A 20,611-nucleotide genomic window follows, 5' to 3' on the forward strand; every position below is an offset into this window, starting at 1 on the left:
GGTCGGCACGTCCGGGTGCCAGGGCAGCAATGCGCGAGCCGCGCGATCAACGTTCGTGGACATAGGTCCCGGGCGATGCCTCGCCGGCCGGGTACGCCTTGTTGCCGAGGGTGAAGCTGGCCTTCTTGGTCTTGCCCGAACGCTCCGCCAGCCAGGCCTGCCAGTACAGCCACCAGGAGTCGGCGTGCTTGGTGGCGTTCTCCTGCCATTCCTTCGGGTCCACCGGCATCTCGCTGTTGGTCGAGAAGCGTGCCTTGGGGTTGCCCGGGGGGTTGAGGATGCTCTGGATGTGCCCGCTGTTGGACAGCACGAACTCGCATTTGCCGCCCAGCAGGCGGGCGGAGCGGTAGCAGGCTTCCCAGGGGGTGATGTGGTCGGTGGTGCCGGCGACGCAGAAGAAGTCGCAGGTGACCTTCTTCAGGTCGATCGGGGTGCCGCAGACCTCCAGCGCATCGGGGCGTGTCAGCGGGTTGGTCTTGAACATCTCCACCAGCTCGCCGTGGAAGGCCGCGGGCAGGCGCGTGGTGTCGTTGTTCCAGTAGAGGATGTCGAACACCGGCGGCTCGTTGCCGAGCAGGTAGTTGTTCACCCAGTAGTTCCAGATCAGGTCGTTGGGGCGCATCCAGGCGAAGACCTTGGCCATGTCCTTGCCTTCGAGCACGCCGGACTGGTACGAGCGGCGCTTGGCGGCTTCCAGGGTGGTTTCGTCGGCGAACAGCGCGACCTGGGTGTCGAGGTTGAAGTCGAGCACGCTGACCAGTTGGGTGAAGGCGTGCACCTTGTGCTCGCCGATCGCCTGGTAGTGGCCCAGGAGGGCGACGGTGGTGATGCCGCCGGAGCAGGCGCCGAGCATGTTGAGGTCCTTGGCGCCGGTGATCTTCAGCACCACCTCGATGGTTTCCTTGAGCGCTTCGATGTAGGTCGACAGGCCCCACTCGCGCTGGGCCTTGGTCGGGTTGCGCCAGCTGACGATGAAGGTCTGGATGCCGTTGCGCAGGTTGAAGCGCGCCAGGCTCTTCTCCTGGGACAGGTCGAAGACGTAGAACTTGTTGATCTGCGGCGGCACCACCAGCAGCGGGCGCTCGTGCACCTGCTCGGTGATGGGCTTGTACTGGATCAGCTCCAGCACGTCGTTGCGGAACACCACCGCCCCCTCGGTGGTGGCGAGGTTCTTGCCGACCTCGAAGGCGTCCATGTTCACCTGGCTGGGCATGCCACCGTTGTTCACCAGGTCCTTGGCCAGGTGCGAGAGGCCGTCGAGCAGGCTCTTGCCGCCGGTCTCGAAGAAGCGTTTCACCGCCGCCGGGTTGGCCATGGTGTTGGTGGGGGCCATGGCTTCGGTCATCAGGTTGATCACGAAGTGGCCGCGGCTGGTGTCGGATGCGGACAGGTCGCTGTGCTCGATCCACTGGTGCAGTTCCTTGCGCCAGGCCAGGTAGGTCTGCAGGTAACGCTTGTAGAGGGGGTTCTGGCTCCAGGCCGGGTCAGCGAAGCGACGGTCGTCGGCTTCGGGTTGCAAGGCGGAGGAGCCGAGCAGGACATTCTTCAGCTCGACCCCGAAATGGGCGACGTGCTTGGCACTGTGGAAGGGCTGCTTGATGGCCTGCAGCATGACCATGCGCGCGGAGGTCAGCAGATCCTTGCCACGGATGCCGATCACCGGGTTCAGGCCCAGGGTGTTCTCCGAGGCTTGTCGCTGCAGGTCTTCATTGTTCTTGTTGCTCATCTACGACGCTCCATTGTCCAGAGGCGGATACCGGGTGACTGCTGTACGGGACAGTTAAGCGTGCCTGGTACTGCTCGGGTTACCGGGGGTGCGAAGAGAACTTCGCCGATTTCTATGAACCTGTGGTTGCCAAATGCATGGAACCTGCCAGTTCTTGGTTACCCGAGTTTGTGGATTTGCGCAAGCTGGCCCGGGGACGGGCGCGCGCGGAGGGAGTATGTCGCGGGGTTCTAGAAAATGCGCTCTAACCTTGTGCGGCCTGGCCAGAAGGGGGCTGGCCGGTGCACCGGATCAGAGCATCAGGCGGACGACGCTTTCGTCGGGATCGCGGGAGCGGCCGGCGGCTGCAAGCTGCTCCAGGTAGTCCTTCCAGAGTTCGTCCTGGCGGGTGGCGAGCTCGAAGAGGTAATCCCAGGTGAAGAGGCCGCTGTCGTGGCCATCGTCGAAGACCAGTTTCAGGGCATAGTTGCCCGCCGGTTCGACGCCGGTGAGCGCGACCCGCGCCTTGCCGTACTGCAGGATCGGCTTGCCGTGGCCCTGCACCTCGGCCGACGGCGAATGCACCCGCAGGAATTCGGCGGGCAGGCTGTAGCGCGCATCGCCATAGCCCAGCACCAGGGTGCGGGAGGCTTTGTGCAATTCGATCGAAGTGGGAAGGCGCATGGGTGCTAGTCCGGGTGTCAGCGGTTCTTGAAGCTTGAAGCTTGAAGCTTGAAGCGGGAAGGGCTCCTTCTTCAGGCTTCCCGCTTCAGGCTTTGAACTTTAGAGAATATACCGCGACAGGTCTTCGTCCTTCGCCAGCTCGCCGAGGTGGCTGTTGACGTAGGCGGCGTCGATCAGGATCGGTTTCTCGTCGTGCTGGGCGGCCAGGTCGCCGGCGCTGAAGGAGACTTCCTCCAGCAGGCGCTCCAGCAGCGTGTGCAGGCGGCGGGCACCGATGTTCTCGGTCTTCTCGTTGACCTGCCAGGCGATTTCGGCCAGGCGCTTGATGCCTTCGGGCGCGAACTCGATGTTCAGGCCTTCGGTCTTCAGCAGTGCGCTGTACTGCTCGGTCAGCGAGGCATGCGGCTCGGTGAGGATGCGCTCGAAGTCTTCGGGCGAGAGCGCCTTGAGCTCGACCCGGATCGGCAGGCGGCCCTGCAGTTCGGGCACCAGGTCGCTGGGCTTGGACAGGTGGAAGGCGCCGGAGGCGATGAACAGGATGTGGTCGGTCTTGACCATGCCCAGCTTGGTGTTGACGGTGCAGCCTTCGATCAGCGGCAGCAGGTCGCGCTGCACGCCCTCGCGGGAGACATCGGCGCCGCCGACGTTGCCGCGCTTGGCGACCTTGTCGATCTCGTCGATGAAGACGATGCCGTTCTGCTCCACCGCTTCCAGGGCGCGGGCCTTGAGTTCCTCTTCGTTGACCAGGCGCGCGGCTTCCTCGTCACGCACCAGTTTCAGCGCTTCCTTGACCTTGAGCTTGCGGCTCTTGCGCTTGCCCTTGCCCATGTTGGAGAAGAGATTCTGCAGCTGGCTGGTCATCTCCTCCATGCCGGGCGGGGCCATGATCTCGACGCCGGCGGGGCTTTCGGCCACTTCGATGTCGATCTCCTTGTCGTCCAGCTGGCCTTCGCGCAGGCGCTTGCGGAACAGCTGGCGGGTGTTGGAGTCCTCGCGTTGCGGCTCGTCGCCGAAGCCGCTGCGGGCCGGCGGCAGCAGGGCGTCGAGGATGCGGTCCTCGGCGGCGTCCTCGGCGCGGAAGCGCACCTTGTGCATCTCCTGCTCGCGCATCATCTTCACGGCGGCATCGGCCAGGTCGCGAATGATCGATTCGACGTCACGGCCCACATAGCCCACTTCGGTGAACTTGGTGGCCTCGACCTTGAGGAAGGGCGCGTTGGCCAGCTTGGCCAGGCGGCGGGCGATCTCGGTCTTGCCGACGCCGGTCGGGCCGATCATCAGGATGTTCTTCGGCGTCACCTCGGCGCGCAGCTCGACCGGCAGCTGCATGCGCCGCCAGCGGTTGCGCAGGGCGATGGCCACGGCGCGCTTGGCGTCGTCCTGGCCGATGATGTGGCGGTTGAGTTCGTGGACGATCTCGCGGGGGGTCATGGACATGTACGGAAACTCCGGTCTGGACGGCCTCACTCGGCGGCGTCCAGCTCCTCGATGGTGAGGTTCTGGTTGGTGAACACGCAGATGGAGCCGGCGATGTTCAAGGCGGTCTCGGTGATCTCGCGGGCGGACAGCTCGGTGCGCTGCAGCAGCGCGGTGGCCGCGGCCTGGGCGAAACCGCCGCCGGAGCCCATGGCGATCAGGCCGTGCTCGGGTTCGACCACATCGCCATTGCCGGTGATGATCAGCGAGGCGTCCTTGTTGGCCACGGCGAGCATGGCTTCCAGGCGGCTGAGGGAGCGGTCGGTGCGCCAGTCCTTGGCCAGCTCGACGGCGGCGCGGACGAGGTGGCCCTGGTGTTTTTCCAATTGGCCTTCGAAGCGTTCGAACAGGGTGAAGGCATCTGCGGTGGCACCGGCGAAGCCGGCCAGGACCTGGCCGTGGTAGAGGCGGCGCACCTTCTTGGCGTTGCCTTTCATCACGGTGTTGCCGAGGGAAACCTGGCCGTCGCCGCCCATGACGACTTTGCCGTTGCGGCGGACTGAAACGATGGTGGTCAAGGGGGAGTCTCCACGCAGCGGGGCGAAATGCCCGAATGGAAACCCAGATGGGGGAGGCGGCGCGGCTTTTCAACCGCGCGCCTGCGATTGGCCGATCAGCGTACCTGCCGTTGTTGCAACAGGAGATTACCGAAGCCGCTGCCGGCCAGCTGTTTCTGCGCGCCGGCCAGTTGCTCGCGGCTGGCGAAGGGGCCGACGAGCACGCGGTACCAGGTTTCCTCGCGCACGGTGCCGGACTCCACCTGGACGTTCTGGCCCAGCAGGATGATCTGCGCGCGCACGCGATCGGCGTCATCCTTCTTGCGGAACGAGCCGGCCTGCAGGAAGAACTGGGTCACCGGCGCCTTGGCCACGGTGGGTGGGGGCGGCGGCACCTGGCCGGCGAGGGCGGCCTCGGCGCGGGCGGCGTCGATCTTCGCCGCTTCCTCGGGCGTCACCGGCTGGGTGGGGGGCGTCGGCGGCGGGTCCTTGGGCAGGGCGTCCGGCGGCACGATGACCTCGGATTCCGGCAGCAGCGTGTAGAAGTCGTACTTGGGCTTGGCCGGTTCCGGCGTGGCCTGGGTTTGTGGCTGGCCACCCGGTTGCGGGCGCGGCGTCGGCTTGCCGTTCGCCGCCTGCTGCTCGGGCTTGGTGCGACGGATGTCGTCGCGACCCGGCTCGAGCTTCATCAGCATGACCACGAAGCCGCCGATGACCAGGCCCATCACCAGCCAGACCCAGCCGGGCACCGGCTTCTTCGGCGGCGCCTGGTAGCGGCTGGCCCCGCGCTTGGGTGCTGCTTTCTTCTTCGCCATAGTCCGTTACATGCGTTCCAGGGTTTGCAGGCCGAGCAGCTCCAGGCCCTGCTTGAGGGTGCGGCCGGTCAGCGCGGCGAGGCGCAGGCGGCTCTGCTGGGTGGCTTCGTCCTCGGCGGCGAGGATCGGGCAGTTCTCGTAGAAGCTGGAGAACAGGCCGGCCAGGTCGTACAGGTAGGTGCAGAGGATGTGCGGCACGCCCTTGGCGGCGACGTTGTTGAGGATGTCGGCGAACTGCGCGAGCTTGGCCGCCAGGGCCTGCTCCTGCTCGGCAGCGAGGACGATCTGCCCGCCGATCTCGTCGATGCCCTTGCCCAGCTTGCGGAACACGCTGGCGGTACGGGTGTAGGCATAGAGCAGGTAGGGCGCGGTGTTGCCCTCGAAGCTCAGCATCTGCTCGAAGTTGAAGCTGTAGTCGCTGGTGCGGTGCTTGGAGAGGTCGGCGTACTTCACGGCGCCGATGCCGACGGCGCGGCCGATCTGGCGCAGCTCGGCCTCGTCCAGCTCCGGGTTCTTCTCCTTGACCAGGGCGTAGGCGCGCTCTTCGGCCTCGTCGAGCAGGTCGATGAGCTTAATGGTGCCGCCGTCGCGGGTCTTGAAGGGCTTGCCGTCGGCGCCGTTCATGGTGCCGAAGCCCATGTGCTCCATCTCGAACTCGGGGCGCACGAAGCCGGCCAGTCGCGCGGCGGCGAAGACCATCTGGAAGTGCAGGGCCTGGCGCTGGTCGACGAAGTAGAGGGCGCGGTCGGCCTTGAGCACGCCGCTGCGGTAGCGGGTGGCGGCGAGGTCGGTGGTGGCGTAGAGGTAGCCGCCGCCGGCCTTCTGCACGATCAGCGGCAGCGGGTCGCCTTCGGCGTTCTTGAACTCGTCCATGAACACGCAGAGCGCGCCGTCGCTTTCGGTGAGCAGGCCCTTGGCGCGCAGGTCGGCGACCACGTTGGCGAGGTCGTCGTTGTAGGCGCTCTCGCCCTTGACGTCGGCCATGGTCAGTTTCACGCCCAGGCGGTCGTATACGGCCTGGCAGTGGCTGAGGGAGATGTCGTTGAAGCGGTTCCACAGGCGCAGGCACTCTTCATCGCCGGCCTGCAGCTTGACCACCAGCTCGCGGGCGCGGTCGGCGAATTCGCTGGATTCGTCGAAGCGCTTCTTGGCGGCGCGGTAGAAACCTTCCAGGTCCGACAGCTCGGCATCGCTGCCCACCGGCTGCTCCTGCATGTAGGCCAGCAGCATGCCGAACTGGGTGCCCCAGTCGCCCACGTGGTTCTGGCGGATCACCTCGTCGCCGAGGAACTCCAGCACGCGGGCCACGCCGTCACCGATGATGGTGGAGCGCAGGTGGCCGACATGCATCTCCTTGGCCAGGTTGGGGGCGGAGAGGTCGACGACCACGCGCTGCGCCGGGCCGGCCTTGCGCACGTTCAGCCGGGCGTCGGCCAGGGCGGCGTCGAGGCGCTGGGCCAGGGCCTGGGTGTTCTGGAAGAAGTTGAGGAAGCCGGGGCCGGCGATCTCCACCTTGCTCACCTGGTCGTCCTGGGGCAGGGCGGCGATCAGCTTCTCGGCCAGGTCGCGCGGCTTCAGGCCGGCCGGCTTGGCCAGCATCATGGCGATGTTGCTGGCGAAGTCGCCGTGGGTCTTGTCCTTGGTGTTCTCCACCTGGATGGTGGGAGCCAGGCCTTCGGGCAGCACGCCTTCGCTGGCGAGACGGGTCAGGGCTTGCTGGATCAGCTGGCGAATGGTGTCTTTCATGTTCTGCTCTCGGCCGGTGTGCGGCGGCGCCTGGGCGCTGGTTGAAAACTGGGCATTATCGGCGGGCTGAGCCCGCAGCTTCAAGCGCCGCGCGCCAGGCCGCGTGCTGGACCCCCCCTGTGGAGGCCCTGGGGGTGCGACCTGCCGCTAGAAAAGGTCGATCGGGTCGATATCCAGCGACCAGCGCACGGCCCGCCCGCCGGGCAGTTGCTCCAGGGCCAGGCTCCAGGGTGTCAGCAGGCGGTGCAGGCTGGCGCGGGCATTGGCCTGGACCAGCAATTGCGCGCGGTGCTTGCCGGCGCGGCGCTCCATGGGGGCTGGCACCGGGCCGAGCAACTCGATGCCGGACAGACCCTGTTCGGCGAGCAAATGTTCCGCTTCGGCGCAGGCGGCATCGAGAAATTCCTCGGCCTGCCCGGGCTTGTGCGCCTCGGCACGCAGCAGGGCCAGGTGGGCGAAGGGCGGCAGACCGGCCGCGCGGCGCTCGGACAGGGCCTGCTCGGCGAAGGCGAAGTAGCCCTCCTCGGTGAGTTGCACCAGCAGCGGGTGGTCGGCGAGGTGGGTCTGGATGATCACCCGGCCCGGCTCTTCCGCCCGGCCCGCGCGGCCCGCCACCTGGACGATGAGCTGGGCCATGCGCTCGCTGGCGCGGAAGTCGGCGGAGAACAGCCCGCCGTCGGCATCGAGGATCGCCACCAGGGTGACGCGGGGGAAGTGGTGCCCCTTGGCGAGCATCTGGGTGCCCACGAGGATGCAGGGTTCGCCTTTGTTGATGGTGGCGAAGAGTTTGTTCATGGCGTCCTTGCGCGCGGTGCTGTCGCGGTCGATGCGCAGCACGGGGACGCCCGGGAAAAGGATGTTCAGGCGCTCTTCCGCGCGCTCGGTGCCGGCTCCGACGGGGCGCAGGTCGACCTTGGCGCAGTCCGGGCAGGCGCGGGGCTGGCGCTGGGTGTGGCCGCAATGGTGGCAGCGCAGTTCGCCGGAGCGCTGGTGCAGGGTCATGCGCGCGTCGCAGCGCGGGCACTGGCTGATCCAGCCGCAGTCGTGGCACAGCAGGGTCGGGGCGAAGCCGCGGCGATTGAGGAACACCAGCACTTGCTGGCCGGCCTTGAGGGTCTGCTCGATGGCCTGTTGCAGCGGCCCGGAAATGCCGGAGTCCAGCGGGCGGCTCTTGATGTCCAGGCGCAGGAAGCGCGGCTGGCGGGCACCGCCGGCACGCTGGGTCAGGCGTAGCAGGCCGTAGCGGCCGGCGTGGGCGTTCTGCAGGCTTTCCAGCGACGGCGTGGCGGAGCCGAGGAGGATGGGGATGTTCTCCTGCCGCGCCCGCACCAGGGCCAGGTCGCGGGCGTGGTAGCGCAGGCCTTCCTGCTGTTTGTAGGAGGCGTCGTGTTCTTCGTCGATGATGATCAGGCCGGGGTTCTTCATCGGCGTGAACAGCGCGGAGCGCGTGCCGATGATGATGTCGGCCTCGCCGTCGCGGGCGGCGAGCCAGGCGTCCAGGCGCTCGCGGTCGTTGACGGCGGAGTGCAGCAGGGCGATGCGGGCGTTGAAGCGTCGGGAGAAGCGTTCGAGCGTCTGCGGGCCGAGGTTGATCTCCGGGATCAGCACCAGGGCCTGCTTGCCGGCGGCGAGGGTTTCGCGGATCAGTTGCAGGTAGACCTCGGTCTTGCCGCTGCCGGTGACGCCGGCCAGGAGGAAGGCATTGAACTGGCCGAATGTGGAGAACACGGCGTCGTAGGCGGCGCGCTGCTCGGCGTTGAGCGGCAACTCGGCCTGCGCCAGCCAGTGCTCGTGGCGCGGCGCGGCCGTTCCACGGCGGGTCTCGATGTAGACCAGGCCTTTTTCCAGCAGCAGGTCGAGACTGTCCTTGTTCAGTTGCAACTGGCTGAGCAATTGGTGGGCGACGCCATGGGGGTGCTGGGCGAGGGTGGTCAGTGCCTGGCGCTGGCGCGGCGCGCGGGCCAGGCGCGGATCGTCGGCGCGAGCCCCTTCGCTGGCGTGCCAGAAGCGCTCCTGGCGGGCTTCGGCGGGCTCGCCCTGGCGCAGTAGCACAGGCAGCGCCCAGCTGAGAGTGTCGCCAAGGCTGTGCTGGTAGTACTGGGCGGTCCACAGGCAGAGCTTGAACAGCTCGGCGGGCAGCGGGGGCTTCTGGTCGAGCAGCTCCAGGGCGGGGCGCAGCTTGTCGTCCGGCACCTCGCTGTGCTCGGCCACTTCCACCAGTACGCCGATCACCTCGCGCCGGCCGAAGGGCACGCGCAGGCGCACGCCGGGCTGCAGTTGCCTGGCCGGGACGCCGGCGGGCGCGCGGTAGTCGAACAGGCGGCGCAGGGGCGAGGGCAGGGCAAGGCGCAGGATGGCGTTGGGCACGGGGGTCTCCGATCGGGCGGAGCGATCCTAGCACGGCCGCACGTCGCCGGGCTCGGCGGCCGACTTGCGTGACGGCGCGGCTCTGGTATGATCCTGCGCCTGTTTCCGTGCGGTGCTCGACATAGGGTCGGGTGGCGGCACGCCAGACCTGAGGATCAAGCCATGAAACCGGAAATCCATCCCGAATACGTAGCGATCGAAGCTACCTGCAGCTGCGGTAACGTCATCAAGACCCGCTCCACCCTGGCCAAGAACATCAGCCTCGACGTGTGCTCCGAGTGCCACCCGTTCTACACCGGCAAGCAGAAGGTCCTGGACACCGGCGGCCGTATCGATCGCTTCAAGCAGCGTTTCGGTGTATTCGGCGCCAAGTAAGCGACCGAGTGACCGGGGAGGCTTCGACGAAGCCCTTCCAGCTGTGCAGAGAAAGGCGCCCAATGGGCGCCTTTTTCGTTTCTGGCGTTCAGTCCTGGCGTGTCCGGGCCGGCGATTGACCGGCTAGCCGGGGCGGCGTAAAAAGCCGCTTAGCCCCGCAGGACGCAGTGGTTGCGCAAGCGGTCGCCGAGGTGATCCATGCCCGCTTTGCCGATTCTGCTGTTAGGCCTGCTGCTGTGTCTTCTCACCGGCTGCGCCGTCAACCCGGCTACCGGGGAGCGCAATTTCGTGATGATGAGCGAAAGCCAGGAGCTCGACCTTGGCAGCCGCTACAACCAGCAGATCCAGAAGGAATTCCCCCGCTATGCCGATGATCGGCTGCAAGCCTATGTGCAGCGGGTGGGGGAGCGCGTGGCGCGGCACAGCCATCGTGCCAACCTCAACTACATCTTCACGGTGGTCGATTCACCGGACATCAACGCCTTCGCCCTGCCGGGTGGCTACATCTATATACATCGCGGCCTGATGGCCTACCTGAACTCCGAAGCGGAGCTGGCGGCCGTGCTGGCGCACGAGGTGGGGCACGTCACGGCTCGGCACAGCGTGCAACAGCAGAGCCAGTCCCAGGCCTGGAACATCCTTGGCCAGGCGGTCGCCATCGGTACCGGCGTCAGTGCGGCGGGCGACCTGACCAATGTGCTGGGTGGCGCGATGGTTCGGGGCTATGGCCGCGACATGGAGCTGCAGGCCGACGGACTCGGGGCGCAGTACCTGGCCCGCAGTGGCTATGACCCCCAGGCGATGATCGAGGTGGTCAAGGTGCTGAAGAACCAGGAGGTGTTCGCGCGCGACGAAGCGAAGCGCAAGGGGCAGGAAGTGCCCGAAGCGGGCAGCTATCACGGCGTCTTCGATACCCACCCGGATAACGATACGCGCCTGCAGCAGGTGGTCGGGCCGGCACGCGCCCTGGCCGGTGGGCAGCAGGAGGTCAATCGCGAGGCTTACCTGAAGGCCATCGACGGCATGCCCTTCGGTGATTCGGCCGATACGGGCATCCGCCGTGGGCAGCAGTTCTATCACGTCGGACTGGACTTCACGCTGCGTTACCCCGACGGCTGGGAGCTGGTGAACCGCCCGGAAGTGCTGATCGGCCATCCTCGTGATGAGCAGGCCTTCATCGCCATGCAGCTGGCGGAGCGCACGCCGGGGCTGACGCCGTCCGAGTTGCTGCACCAGCGCGCCGGACGCCAGCGCCTGGTGATGGAGGAGACCTTCAGCCAGGACGGCATCATCGGTGTGACGGCGGTGGTCCCCGGCAATTCCGCCCGACGTGTGGCTGTCGTCTTCAAAGGGGATCAGGCGTATCTGTTTATCGCCGGCATGAAGGGCAGGGCTTCCCTGGAAACCGAAGATGCCCGGTTCCTTTCCGTCATTCACAGCTTCCGCGCCCTCAAGCCCGAGGAGAGGGCCCTGGCGCAGCCGCCGAGGTTGCATCTGGTCCAGGTGAAGGCTGCGGAAACCGTAGCCGGCATCGTTCGCGCCAGTGGGGCGGCAGGGGATCAGGCGGAGCTGGAAAATCGTATCCGATTGATCAATAATTTGTATCCAATCGGCGAGCCCAAGGCCGGGGATTGGCTTAAAGTCGTACGTTAGAGGGCTTGACGTGGCGTGACTGAACAGTCTTGTAGGCCCCCGGTATCTTGCGTATCCTCGCCCGTCCGTCTGTCACAACAGTAAAAGCGGAATGCCAAAATGTCTGATCTGAAAACTGCCGCTCTCGAGTACCACGCCCAGCCCCGTCCCGGGAAACTCAGCGTCGAGCTGACCAAGCCGACCGCCACCGCCCGCGACCTGTCGCTGGCCTACAGCCCGGGCGTGGCCGAGCCCGTCCGCGAGATCGCCCGCGATCCGGAGCTGGCCTTCAAGTACACCGGCAAGGGCAACCTGGTGGCAGTGATCTCCGATGGCACCGCGATTCTCGGCCTCGGCAACCTCGGCCCGCTGGCCTCCAAGCCGGTCATGGAAGGCAAGGGCGTGCTGTTCAAGCGCTTCGCCGGTGTCGACGTGTTCGACATCGAAGTCGATGCCGAGAGCCCCCAGGCCTTCATCGATACCGTCAAGCGCATCTCCATCACCTTCGGTGGCATCAACCTTGAAGACATCAAGGCGCCCGAGTGCTTCGAGATCGAGCGCACCCTGATCGAACAATGCGACATCCCGGTCTTCCACGATGACCAGCACGGCACCGCCATCGTGACCGCTGCCGGCATGCTCAATGCCTTGGAGATCGCCGGCAAGAGCCTGCCGGAAGCCAAGATCGTCTGCCTGGGCGCCGGCGCTGCGGCCATCTCCTGCATGAAGCTGCTGGTGAGCATGGGTGCGAAGGTCGAGAACATCTTCATGATCGACCGCAAGGGTGTCATCCATGCCGGTCGTGATGACCTGAACCAGTACAAGGCGGTCTTCGCCCATGAAACCCCCAAGCGCACCCTGTCGGATGCACTGGATGGCGCGGACGTGTTCGTCGGCCTGTCGGGCGCCAACCTGCTGAGCGCCGAAGACCTGAAGCGCATGGCGCCGAACCCGATCGTCTTCGCCTGCTCCAACCCGGACCCGGAAATCCAGCCGGAACTGGCACACGCGACCCGCAATGACGTGATCATGGCCACCGGCCGCTCGGACTATCCGAACCAGGTCAACAACGTGCTGGGCTTCCCCTTCATCTTCCGTGGTGCCCTGGACGTTCGCGCCACCCGCATCAACGAAGAGATGAAGATCGCTGCTGCCCTGGCCCTTCGCGACCTGGCCAAGGAGCCGGTTCCCAAGGATGTATGCGATGCATACGGCGTCGCGTCCCTCGAGTTCGGTCGTGAGTACATCATTCCGAAGCCCATGGACAAGCGCCTGATCACCGTGGTGTCCGATGCCGTGGCCAAGGCTGCCATCGAGTCCGGTGTCGCGACCCTGCCCTACCCGAAACACTATCCGCTGAAGTCGGTGGAAGACGTGTTCAACGGCTGATCGGCCTGGTCGATGAAGAACCCGCCTCACGGCGGGTTTTTTATTGGGTGCGATTTCCTTCGGGCAACAAAAAGCCCGCTGCCGAGGCGGGCTTCTTGTTGTCGTCGAGGCGATCAGAACAGATCGATGGGGGCTGCCTCGTCGGCGGGCAGCGGGCTGCCCGGTGCGCTCATGCCCGGATCGAATTCGCTCATGGGTGGCGGCGAATCTTCGCTCTTGAACAGTTCGAAGAACGCGTTGGGCGTCCCCGGGACTGCAGCGCGACCGCTGAGTGGGTCGATGCGCAGGGTGAGCAGGCCTTCGGGCTCGGGCAGCACGTGCTCCGGCTTGTCCTTCAGGGCTGCGCTCATGTAGGTCATCCAGATGGGCAGGGCCACGGTGCCGCCGTATTCGTGGCGGCCTAGGCTCTCCGGCTGGTCGAAGCCGACCCAGACGGTAGTCACATAGTCCGCGTTGTAGCCGGAGAACCAGCTGTCCTTGGATTCGTTGGTGGTGCCGGTCTTGCCAGCTATGTCCCCGCGCCCCATGGCCAGGGCGCGCCGGCCGGTTCCGCGCTTGATCACATCCTGCAGCATGCTGGTGAGGATGTAGGTGGTACGTGCATCGACGATGCGCTCGGCGACCGCGGGTTCCTGCTGCTCGGCGCCGGGAAGGCGGGTATCCGGCGCGGCGACGGTCTGGGCGACTTGCGTGTCAGGGGCGTCGTTCTTCGGCACGGTCGGCGGGTTGGCGGTGAAGATGACCTTGCCGTCACGGCTCTCGATGCGTTCGATCAGGTAGGGCTGGATCTTGTATCCACCGTTGGCGAAGGTGCTCCAGCCGCTGGCGATCTCCATCGGCGTGAGGGTTGCGGTGCCCAGGGCCAGGGACAGGTTGCGCGGCAACTCCTGTTTGTTGAAGCCGAAGCGGCTCATGTAGTTCAGCGCGTACTCGATGCCCACCGCCTGGAGCAGGCGGATCGATACCAGGTTGCGCGACTTGTACAGCGCTTCGCGCAGGCGGATCGGGCCGAGGAAGGTGTTGTTGTCGTTCTTCGGGCGCCAGACCTTGTCCAGGTATTCGTCGACGAAGACGATCGGGGCGTCGTTCACCAGGCTGGCGGCGGTGAAGCCGTTATCCAGTGCCGCACTGTAGAGGAACGGCTTGAAGCTGGAGCCCGGCTGGCGCTTGGCCTGGACTGCGCGGTTGTAGTTGCTCTGCTCGAACGAGAAGCCGCCGACCAGCGAGCGGATCGCGCCGTTCTGCGGGTCCAGGGATACCAGGGCACTCTGCGCCGCTGGTTGCTGGACGAACAACAGCGTGCCGTCCGCCTGCCGCTGGACGCGGATCAGGTCGCCTACCTGCGCGACATCGGCGGGCTGCTGGGGGCGCGGACCTAGGCTGTTGGTGTTGAGGAAGGGGCGGGCCCATTTCATGCTGTCCCAGCCCACGGCTTCTTCCTTGCCGCTACGGGTGAGCACGAGGAGGCCGCTCTTCTCCACCTGGGTGACGATCGCAGGCTCCAGGCCGCCGATGAACTTCTGCTTGGCCAGCTCCTGGGCCCAGCTCTCGCGGGTCATGCCGGGGAAGCGCGATTCCGGGCCTCGGTAGCCGTGGCGCTGGTCGTATTCGATCAGGCCGCTGCGCAGTGCATTGTTGGCTGCTTCCTGCAGGTCGCTCGGTACCGTGGTGGTGACGCGGAAGCCTTCGGTATAGGCATCGCTGCCGTAGCGGCCGACCATTTCGGCGCGGGCCATCTCGGCGACGTAGGGGGCGTTCACTTCCGGCGTCGGTACGTGGTAGCTGGCGTCGATCGGCTCGGCTATCGCCTGGTCGTAGCGGGCCTGGTCGATACGGCCCAGCTTGAACATGCGGCCGAGGATCCAATCGCGACGCTCCTTGCTGCGAGTCGGGTTGACCAGGGGATTGAAGCGCGAAGGTGCCTTGGGCAGTCCGGCGATCATCGCCATCTGCGCCAGGCTGACGTCGCGGATGGACTTGCCGTAGTAGACCTGGGCGGCGGCTTCGATGCCGTAGGCGCGGTTGCCCAGGTAGATCTTGTTCACGTAGAGCTCGAGGATTTCATCCTTGCTGAGCTCCCGCTCGATCTGCAGGGCGAGAAGTATTTCATTGATCTTTCTGGAGAAACTTCTCTCGCTGGTGAGGAAGTAGTTCTTCGCCACCTGCATGGTGATGGTGCTGCCGCCGCTCTGAATATGGCCGCTCTTCAATAATTGCGTGGCAGCGCGCACCAGGCTGGTGAGGTCGACGCCATAATGGTTGGCGAAGTTGTCATCCTCGGCAGCCAACAATGCCTGGATGAATTCCGGTGGTATGTCCGCGAAACGAATGGGCGCACGGCGCATTTCGCCGAACTCGGCGATGAGCTTGCCGTCGCTGCTGTACACGCGCAGCGGGATCTGCAGCTGGATGCTGCGCAGGGAATCGACAGAAGGAAGAGTCGGGCTAAGGTAGAGGTAAGCGCCGCTGAAACTGAGCAACAGCCCACAAAAAACGGCGACGCAGGACCACCAGAAAAACTTCAGCAGGCGTATCAAGGCTCTTGGATTTCCAGATAAAAGAATGAGTTAAGCGGAAGCAGATCTTAAAAGGGAAAAACTGTTCACATTATATGCGTTTTTTTTCCCGGGTAGCCATTTGCGCTTCTGTCAAGACTGTTATTTAATGTGGAAAAACATAAATCGTCCGTAAGTCTCGGATGCTGATAGGAAATCGGTCGTGCTAGGGCTCTTCAACAAGAAAGCGAATACGCTGCTGGGGATCGACATAAGCTCGACTTCAGTCAAGCTCCTTGAATTGAGTCGCTCGGGAAGCCGCTACAAGGTAGAGGCCTACGCCGTCGAGCCGCTCCCACCGAATGCTGTGGTCGAAAAGAACATCGCCGAACTGGAGGGGGTCGGCCAGGCGTTGTCTCGTGTTCTCGGCAAGGCCAAGGCCAGTTCAAAGTCCGTGGCCGTAGCGGTCGCGGGCTCCGCTGTAATCACCAAGACGATCGAGATGGATGCTGGGCTTTCCGACGATGAGTTGGAGAATCAGCTGAAGATCGAGGCGGACCAGTACATCCCATACCCGCTCGAAGAGGTCGCTATCGACTTCGAGGTACAGGGTGCTTCCGCGCGCAACCCTGAGCGGGTCGATGTGCTCCTTGCCGCGTGCCGCAAGGAGAACGTCGAGGTCCGTGAAGCTGCTCTGGCCCTGGCGGGCCTGACCGCCAAGGTCGTCGACGTCGAAGCCTATGCGCTGGAACGTGCCTACGGCCTTCTCGCCGCGCAACTGGGCAACGGAAGCGACGAACTGACGGTCGCCGTCGTGGATATCGGGGCGACCATGACGACCCTGAGCGTCCTGCACAACGGCCGGACCATCTACAGCCGCGAGCAGCTTTTCGGCGGGCGCCAGCTCACCGAGGAGATCCAGCGTCGCTATGGCCTGTCCGTCGAAGAAGCGGGGCTCGCCAAGAAGCAGGGCGGTCTTCCGGATGACTACGACAGTGAAGTGTTGCAGCCGTTCAAGGACGCAGTGGTCCAGCAGGTGTCTCGCTCGCTGCAGTTCTTCTTCGCTGCGGGCCAGTTCAACGATGTCGACTACATCCTCCTGGCGGGTGGCACTGCGTCCATTCCTGATCTGGACCGTTTGATCCAGCAGAAGATCGGCACTCCTACCCAGGTTGCCAACCCCTTCGCGGAGATGGCGCTGAGCAGCAAGGTCAATGCGGGCGCATTGGCCAGTGATGCCCCGGCGCTGATGATTGCCTGCGGACTGGCGATGAGGAGTTTCGACTGATGGCACGCATCAACCTACTCCCCTGGCGGGAGCAGCTGCGCGAGGAGCGCAAGCAGCGATTCCTCGTGGCCCTGGCGGGTGTGCTGGTGATCTCGGCCGGTCTGGTTTTCCTCGGCGATCAGTACCTGAACGGCGAGATCGAGAACCAGCAGGCGCGTAACGAGTTCGTGCGCAAGGAAATCGCGGTGCTGGACACGCGGATCAAAGAGATCAGCGAGCTCAAGACGCGCCGCCAGCAACTGCTCGAGCGGATGAAGATCATTCAGGACCTGCAGGGCAACCGTCCCATCATCGGTCGCGTTTTCGACCAGTTGGTGCGCACGTTGCCGGATGGTGTCTTCTTCACGAACGTAGCGATGAAAGGGCAGAGCATCGCCATCGTTGGCGCTGCCGAGTCCAACAACAGGGTTTCCAACCTGATGCGTAATCTCGATGCCTCCGAATGGTTGACCGCTCCGAACCTTACCGAGGTCAGGGCAATTACTGCCGGCGCGGTCGACCAGGCAAATATCTTCCAGTTGACCGTACAGCAGACCCAGCCTGCTGCCGACGTAGAAGGAGCCAAGAAATGAGCTTGGCTGATTCGCTCGAAAGTCTCCGCAAGGTCGATTTGAATGACCTCGACTTCAACAACGTCGGCTCCTGGCCGGTCGCTGTAAAAGTAATCGCCTGCGTCTTGCTGGTCGCAGCTGTCCTTGCGCTGGGATACAACTTCCATCTCAAGGATCTGGAACTTCAGCTCGATCAGCAGCGCGCCGAAGAAGAAACGCTGAAGCAGCAGTTCACGACCAAGGCTTTCCAGGCGGCCAACCTCGAAGCCTATAAAGATCAAATGAAGGAAATGGAAACTTCCTTTGGCGCCCTTCTTCGGCAACTGCCCAGCGATACCGAAGTTCCCGGCTTGCTGGAGGACATCACTCGCACTGGTCTTGGAAGCGGCCTGGAGTTCGAGGAGATCAAGCTCCTGCCGGAAGCTGCCCAGCAGTTCTATATCGAACTGCCGATCCAGATATCGGTGGTGGGGACGTACCACGACCTGGCCACCTTTGTGAGCGGCGTTGCCAGTCTTCCCCGTATCGTGACGCTGCATGATTTCAGCATCACGCCTGCCAATGCTGGAAGCACCACTCAGTTGCGGATGAGCATCCTGGCGAAGACCTACCGCTATAACGACAAGGGGCTGCAGAAATGATCCGTACCAGCTCCCGTCTTATTCTCAGTGGTCTTCTGCTGGCTAGCCTTTCCGGATGTGGAGGTGGCGGTGATTTCGCCGATCTCCAGGCCTACATGGATGAAGTTCGTGCCCGCCCGAAAGGCACGATCGAGCCGCTCCCGAAATTCCAGCCCTATGAGGCCTTTACTTACAGCGCCGCCGCTTTGCGTAGCCCTTTCCAGCCGCCGGTGAAGATCGACCTGGCGAACAAGGTCAAGGGCAGCAAGGACGTGCACCCGGATGAGACCCGGGTCAAGCAATTCCTTGAAGGGTTCAACATCGAGTCCTTCGAGATGGTCGGCACGCTTTCCAATGAGGGAGGCATGTTCGCTCTGGTTCGAGGCGCTGGAGGGGTGCATCGAATCCGAGTGGGTGATTTCCTCGGGCGCAATGACGGCAAGGTCGTCGCGATAAACGAATCCAAGATCGACGTCGTAGAGATAGTCCCGGACGGCGAGGGTGGCTGGCTCGAGCGCCCGCGCAGTCTCACGCTCAAGGAGCGCTCTTAAGGGCGGGGTGACTTATGAAAAACAAACACCGGTCTGCACAACGGAACCAGATGATGAACAGCTCGTTTTCGCGCTTCGGCCTTACCCTATTGGCCGCCATGTTGTCGCCAGTATTGCTGGCTGCCGACCTGCAGGGTCTCGATGTGGCAGCCTTGCCTGGCGGTAAGGTTGAACTGAAACTTGCCTTCGACGAGCCGGTTGTCGCGCCTCGGGGCTACACCATCGAGCAGCCTGCGCGTATTGCTCTGGACCTGCCCGGGGTGACCAACAAACTAGGCAGCAAGAATCGCGAACTGGGTGTGGGCAACGCGCGGAGCGTCACCATAGTCGAGGCCAAGGACCGCACCCGGATGATTATCAACCTGGCGACGCTCGTGCCCTACAGCACGCGTGTCGAGGGTAACAATCTCTACGTCGTGGTGGGTGAGGCGGGCGGTGCCACGCAGCAAGCGACCCGTACCTCCCCTGTAGCCGCTCCGGTAGCCCCCGCTGCTCCCGTCAAGACCTTTGCTGCGGCAGGCAAGGCCATCAGCAATATTGATTTTCAGCGCGGTGATCAGGGTGAAGGCAATGTCGTCATCACGCTTTCCGATCCCACTGTAAGTCCGGATATTCAGGAGCAGGGTGGCAAGATTCGCCTTGATTTCGCCAAGACCCAACTGCCCGAGTCGTTGCGCGTCCGCCTTGATGTGAAGGATTTCGCCACCCCGGTTCAGTTCGTCAGCGCGTCGGGCTCCTCAGGTAATGCCAGCATCACCATCGAGCCGACCGGCTTCTACGATTATCTGGCCTATCAAACTGATAACAAGTTGACTGTCAGCATCAAGCCGCTGACGCAAGAAGATGTCGAGAAGCGCAAGTCCGAGCGTTTTGCCTACTCGGGTGAAAAGCTCTCTTTGAACTTCCAGGACATCGATGTGCGTTCGGTGCTTCAGCTGATTGCTGACTTCACCGACCTCAACCTGGTGGCCTCGGACACCGTGCAGGGCAACATCACGCTGCGCCTGCAGAACGTGCCCTGGGACCAGGCGTTGGACCTGGTGCTGAAAACCAAGGGACTCGACAAGCGCAAGGTCGGTAACGTGCTGCTGGTTGCGCCGGCTGACGAAATTGCTGCTCGTGAGCGCCAAGAGCTGGAGTCCCAGAAGCAGATCGCTGAGTTGGCTCCGCTGCGCCGTGAGCTGATCCAGGTGAACTACGCCAAGGCTGCCGATATCGCCAAGCTGTTCCAGTCCGTGACCAGTGGCAACGAGTCGTCGGATGAGCGTGGTTCGATCACCGTGGATGACCGCACCAACAGCATCATCGCCTACCAGACCCAGGACAAGCTGGACGAACTGCGCCGCATCGTGGCCCAGCTCGATATCCCGGTCCGTCAGGTGATGATCGAGGCTCGTATCGTCGAGGCGAACGTCGACTATGACAAATCGCTGGGTGTGAACTGGCGCGGTGCGCGTGTGGGTGACAACAACTTCGTCATCGGCGGGGAGGGTGGCACTCGTACCGGTGGCGGTGGCACCAGCCCCAACGCGGCTCTTGGTACCTTTGTTGATATGGGGGCTACAGGTGCCACGTCCTCCATCGGCATCGGCTTCGTAACCGACAACACCATCCTCGACCTCGAACTCTCCGCCATGGAGAAGACCGGCAACGGCGAGATCGTATCCCAGCCGAAGGTCGTAACTTCGGACAAGGAAACCGCGAAGATCCTCAAGGGCGCCGAGATTCCCTATCAGGAAGCCAGCTCCAGCGGTGCCAGTACGACGTCCTTCAAGGAGGCGGCCCTGTCCCTGGAAGTGACTCCGCAGATCACGCCTGACAACCGCATCATCATGGAAGTCAAGGTGACCAAGGACGCCCCGGACTTCTCCAACGCGCTGAACGGCGTACCGCCGATCAACAAGAACGAGGTCAATGCCAAGGTTCTGGTCAGCGATGGCGAGACCATCGTGATCGGTGGTGTGTTCTCCAACACCCAGACCAAGGCAACTGACAAGGTTCCCTTCCTCGGCGACCTGCCGTTCCTCGGCCGCATGTTCAAGCGTGATGTGGTCCAGGACAAGAAATCCGAGCTGCTGGTCTTCCTCACCCCGCGTATCATGAACAACCAGGCTATTGCGGTGAGTCGCTGACATCAGTGCGTAATTTGATCCTCGTTGGCCCGATGGGAGCTGGAAAGAGCACCATCGGGCGTTTGCTTGCCAAAGAACTGCGCCTGCCCTTCAAGGATTCCGACAAGGAAATCGAGCAGAGGACAGGGGCGGACATCCCTTGGATATTCGATGTCGAAGGCGAGCAGGGTTTTCGTGATCGCGAGCAGTCGATGCTTCAGGAGCTCTGCCTCGCCGACGGCGTCGTAGTTGCGACGGGAGGCGGAGCTGTCTTGCGTCCTGCCAACCGCGAGGCGCTCAGGGCGGGGG

17 protein-coding genes are annotated in these 20,611 nt (G+C 64.0%); 9 read left to right on the top strand and 8 right to left on the bottom strand.

The annotated features are described in order from the left end of the window. Nucleotides 1–46: 46 nt before the first annotated feature. From phaC to DMX10_RS20670, 7 genes are all read right to left on the bottom strand, one after another. A complete protein-coding gene (phaC, locus tag DMX10_RS20640) occupies nt 47–1,726 on the bottom strand; it encodes a class II poly(R)-hydroxyalkanoic acid synthase (RefSeq protein ID WP_111262820.1) in 1,680 nt (559 codons plus the stop codon). A 291-nt stretch (nt 1,727–2,017) separates the two neighbouring features. Next, nucleotides 2,018–2,389, bottom strand: a complete 372-nt coding sequence (locus DMX10_RS20645) for a gamma-butyrobetaine hydroxylase-like domain-containing protein (RefSeq protein ID WP_111262821.1) — start codon at nt 2,387–2,389, stop codon at nt 2,018–2,020. 99 nt (nt 2,390–2,488) lie between these two features. After that, nucleotides 2,489–3,826: an ATP-dependent protease ATPase subunit HslU gene (gene hslU / locus DMX10_RS20650; RefSeq protein WP_043245825.1), complete on the bottom strand. Its 1,338-nt coding sequence runs from the start codon at nt 3,824–3,826 to the stop codon at nt 2,489–2,491. A gap of 26 nt (nt 3,827–3,852) precedes the next feature. Further along, a complete protein-coding gene (hslV, locus tag DMX10_RS20655) occupies nt 3,853–4,383 on the bottom strand; it encodes an ATP-dependent protease subunit HslV (RefSeq protein ID WP_031288432.1) in 531 nt (176 codons plus the stop codon). A gap of 95 nt (nt 4,384–4,478) precedes the next feature. After that, entirely contained in the window at nt 4,479–5,177 is a 699-nt protein-coding gene (locus DMX10_RS20660) for an SPOR domain-containing protein (protein ID WP_111262822.1), read from the bottom strand. 6 nt (nt 5,178–5,183) lie between these two features. After that, complete coding sequence (gene argS, locus DMX10_RS20665; protein WP_111262823.1) at nt 5,184–6,923, bottom strand: arginine--tRNA ligase; 1,740 nt, start codon at nt 6,921–6,923, stop codon at nt 5,184–5,186. Between the two features lie 147 nt (nt 6,924–7,070). Continuing rightward, complete coding sequence (locus DMX10_RS20670) at nt 7,071–9,290, bottom strand: primosomal protein N' (RefSeq protein WP_111262824.1); 2,220 nt, start codon at nt 9,288–9,290, stop codon at nt 7,071–7,073. Between the two features lie 162 nt (nt 9,291–9,452). Between DMX10_RS20670 and rpmE the strand changes: the two genes are divergently transcribed. The 3 genes from rpmE to DMX10_RS20685 all read left to right on the top strand — a co-directional run bounded on the left by rpmE (nt 9,453) and on the right by DMX10_RS20685 (nt 12,686). Next, the gene (gene rpmE, locus DMX10_RS20675) at nt 9,453–9,665 is read left to right on the top strand and encodes a 50S ribosomal protein L31 (RefSeq protein WP_111262825.1); all 213 of its coding nucleotides are present in this window, start codon (nt 9,453–9,455) and stop codon (nt 9,663–9,665) included. Nucleotides 9,666–9,863: 198 nt separating this feature from the next. After that, on the top strand, nt 9,864–11,318 hold the full coding sequence (locus DMX10_RS20680) for a M48 family metalloprotease (protein ID WP_111262826.1): 1,455 nt from the start codon (nt 9,864–9,866) through the stop codon (nt 11,316–11,318). Nucleotides 11,319–11,417: 99 nt separating this feature from the next. Next, on the top strand, nt 11,418–12,686 hold the full coding sequence (locus DMX10_RS20685) for a malic enzyme-like NAD(P)-binding protein (protein WP_111262827.1): 1,269 nt from the start codon (nt 11,418–11,420) through the stop codon (nt 12,684–12,686). A 113-nt stretch (nt 12,687–12,799) separates the two neighbouring features. Here DMX10_RS20685 and DMX10_RS20690 read toward each other — a convergent pair whose 3' ends face one another. Continuing rightward, a complete protein-coding gene (locus DMX10_RS20690) occupies nt 12,800–15,220 on the bottom strand; it encodes a penicillin-binding protein 1A (protein ID WP_178082990.1) in 2,421 nt (806 codons plus the stop codon). 184 nt (nt 15,221–15,404) lie between these two features. Here DMX10_RS20690 and DMX10_RS20695 point away from each other — a divergent pair, with 184 nt between their 5' ends. From DMX10_RS20695 to DMX10_RS20720, 6 genes are all read left to right on the top strand, one after another. After that, a complete protein-coding gene (locus tag DMX10_RS20695) occupies nt 15,405–16,469 on the top strand; it encodes a pilus assembly protein PilM (protein WP_111262829.1) in 1,065 nt (354 codons plus the stop codon). Next, on the top strand, nt 16,469–17,041 hold the full coding sequence (locus tag DMX10_RS20700; RefSeq protein WP_111262830.1) for a PilN domain-containing protein: 573 nt from the start codon (nt 16,469–16,471) through the stop codon (nt 17,039–17,041). Before DMX10_RS20695 ends, DMX10_RS20700 begins: the two co-directional genes overlap by 1 nt. Then, nucleotides 17,038–17,661 carry a type 4a pilus biogenesis protein PilO gene (pilO, locus tag DMX10_RS20705; RefSeq protein ID WP_111262831.1) on the top strand — a complete coding sequence of 208 codons (624 nt, stop codon included), beginning with the start codon at nt 17,038–17,040 and terminating at the stop codon, nt 17,659–17,661. Before DMX10_RS20700 ends, pilO begins: the two co-directional genes overlap by 4 nt. Continuing rightward, a complete protein-coding gene (gene pilP, locus DMX10_RS20710; RefSeq protein WP_111262832.1) occupies nt 17,658–18,191 on the top strand; it encodes a type 4a pilus biogenesis lipoprotein PilP in 534 nt (177 codons plus the stop codon). Before pilO ends, pilP begins: the two co-directional genes overlap by 4 nt. Before the next feature lie 53 nt (nt 18,192–18,244). Beyond that, nucleotides 18,245–20,323, top strand: coding sequence for a type IV pilus secretin PilQ (gene pilQ / locus DMX10_RS20715; protein ID WP_111262833.1), 2,079 nt, complete (start codon nt 18,245–18,247; stop codon nt 20,321–20,323). A gap of 5 nt (nt 20,324–20,328) precedes the next feature. Then, the coding region (locus DMX10_RS20720; protein WP_146603037.1) for a shikimate kinase at nt 20,329–20,611 on the top strand (283 nt) is incomplete at its 3' end.

The organism is Pseudomonas sp. 57B-090624 (assembly GCF_003234055.1).
GTDB lineage: Bacteria > Pseudomonadota > Gammaproteobacteria > Pseudomonadales > Pseudomonadaceae > Metapseudomonas > Metapseudomonas tohonis.

Coding starts and splice junctions, on each gene's coding strand:
- phaC (WP_111262820.1), bottom strand. CDS start 1,726: ATGAGCAACAAGAACAATGAAGACCTGCAGCGACAAGCCTCGGAGAAC.
- DMX10_RS20645 (WP_111262821.1), bottom strand. CDS start 2,389: ATGCGCCTTCCCACTTCGATCGAATTGCACAAAGCCTCCCGCACCCTG.
- hslU (WP_043245825.1), bottom strand. CDS start 3,826: ATGTCCATGACCCCCCGCGAGATCGTCCACGAACTCAACCGCCACATC.
- DMX10_RS20660 (WP_111262822.1), bottom strand. CDS start 5,177: ATGGCGAAGAAGAAAGCAGCACCCAAGCGCGGGGCCAGCCGCTACCAG.
- argS (WP_111262823.1), bottom strand. CDS start 6,923: ATGAAAGACACCATTCGCCAGCTGATCCAGCAAGCCCTGACCCGTCTC.
- rpmE (WP_111262825.1), top strand. CDS start 9,453: ATGAAACCGGAAATCCATCCCGAATACGTAGCGATCGAAGCTACCTGC.
- DMX10_RS20680 (WP_111262826.1), top strand. CDS start 9,864: ATGCCCGCTTTGCCGATTCTGCTGTTAGGCCTGCTGCTGTGTCTTCTC.
- DMX10_RS20685 (WP_111262827.1), top strand. CDS start 11,418: ATGTCTGATCTGAAAACTGCCGCTCTCGAGTACCACGCCCAGCCCCGT.
- DMX10_RS20700 (WP_111262830.1), top strand. CDS start 16,469: ATGGCACGCATCAACCTACTCCCCTGGCGGGAGCAGCTGCGCGAGGAG.
- pilO (WP_111262831.1), top strand. CDS start 17,038: ATGAGCTTGGCTGATTCGCTCGAAAGTCTCCGCAAGGTCGATTTGAAT.
- pilP (WP_111262832.1), top strand. CDS start 17,658: ATGATCCGTACCAGCTCCCGTCTTATTCTCAGTGGTCTTCTGCTGGCT.
- pilQ (WP_111262833.1), top strand. CDS start 18,245: ATGAACAGCTCGTTTTCGCGCTTCGGCCTTACCCTATTGGCCGCCATG.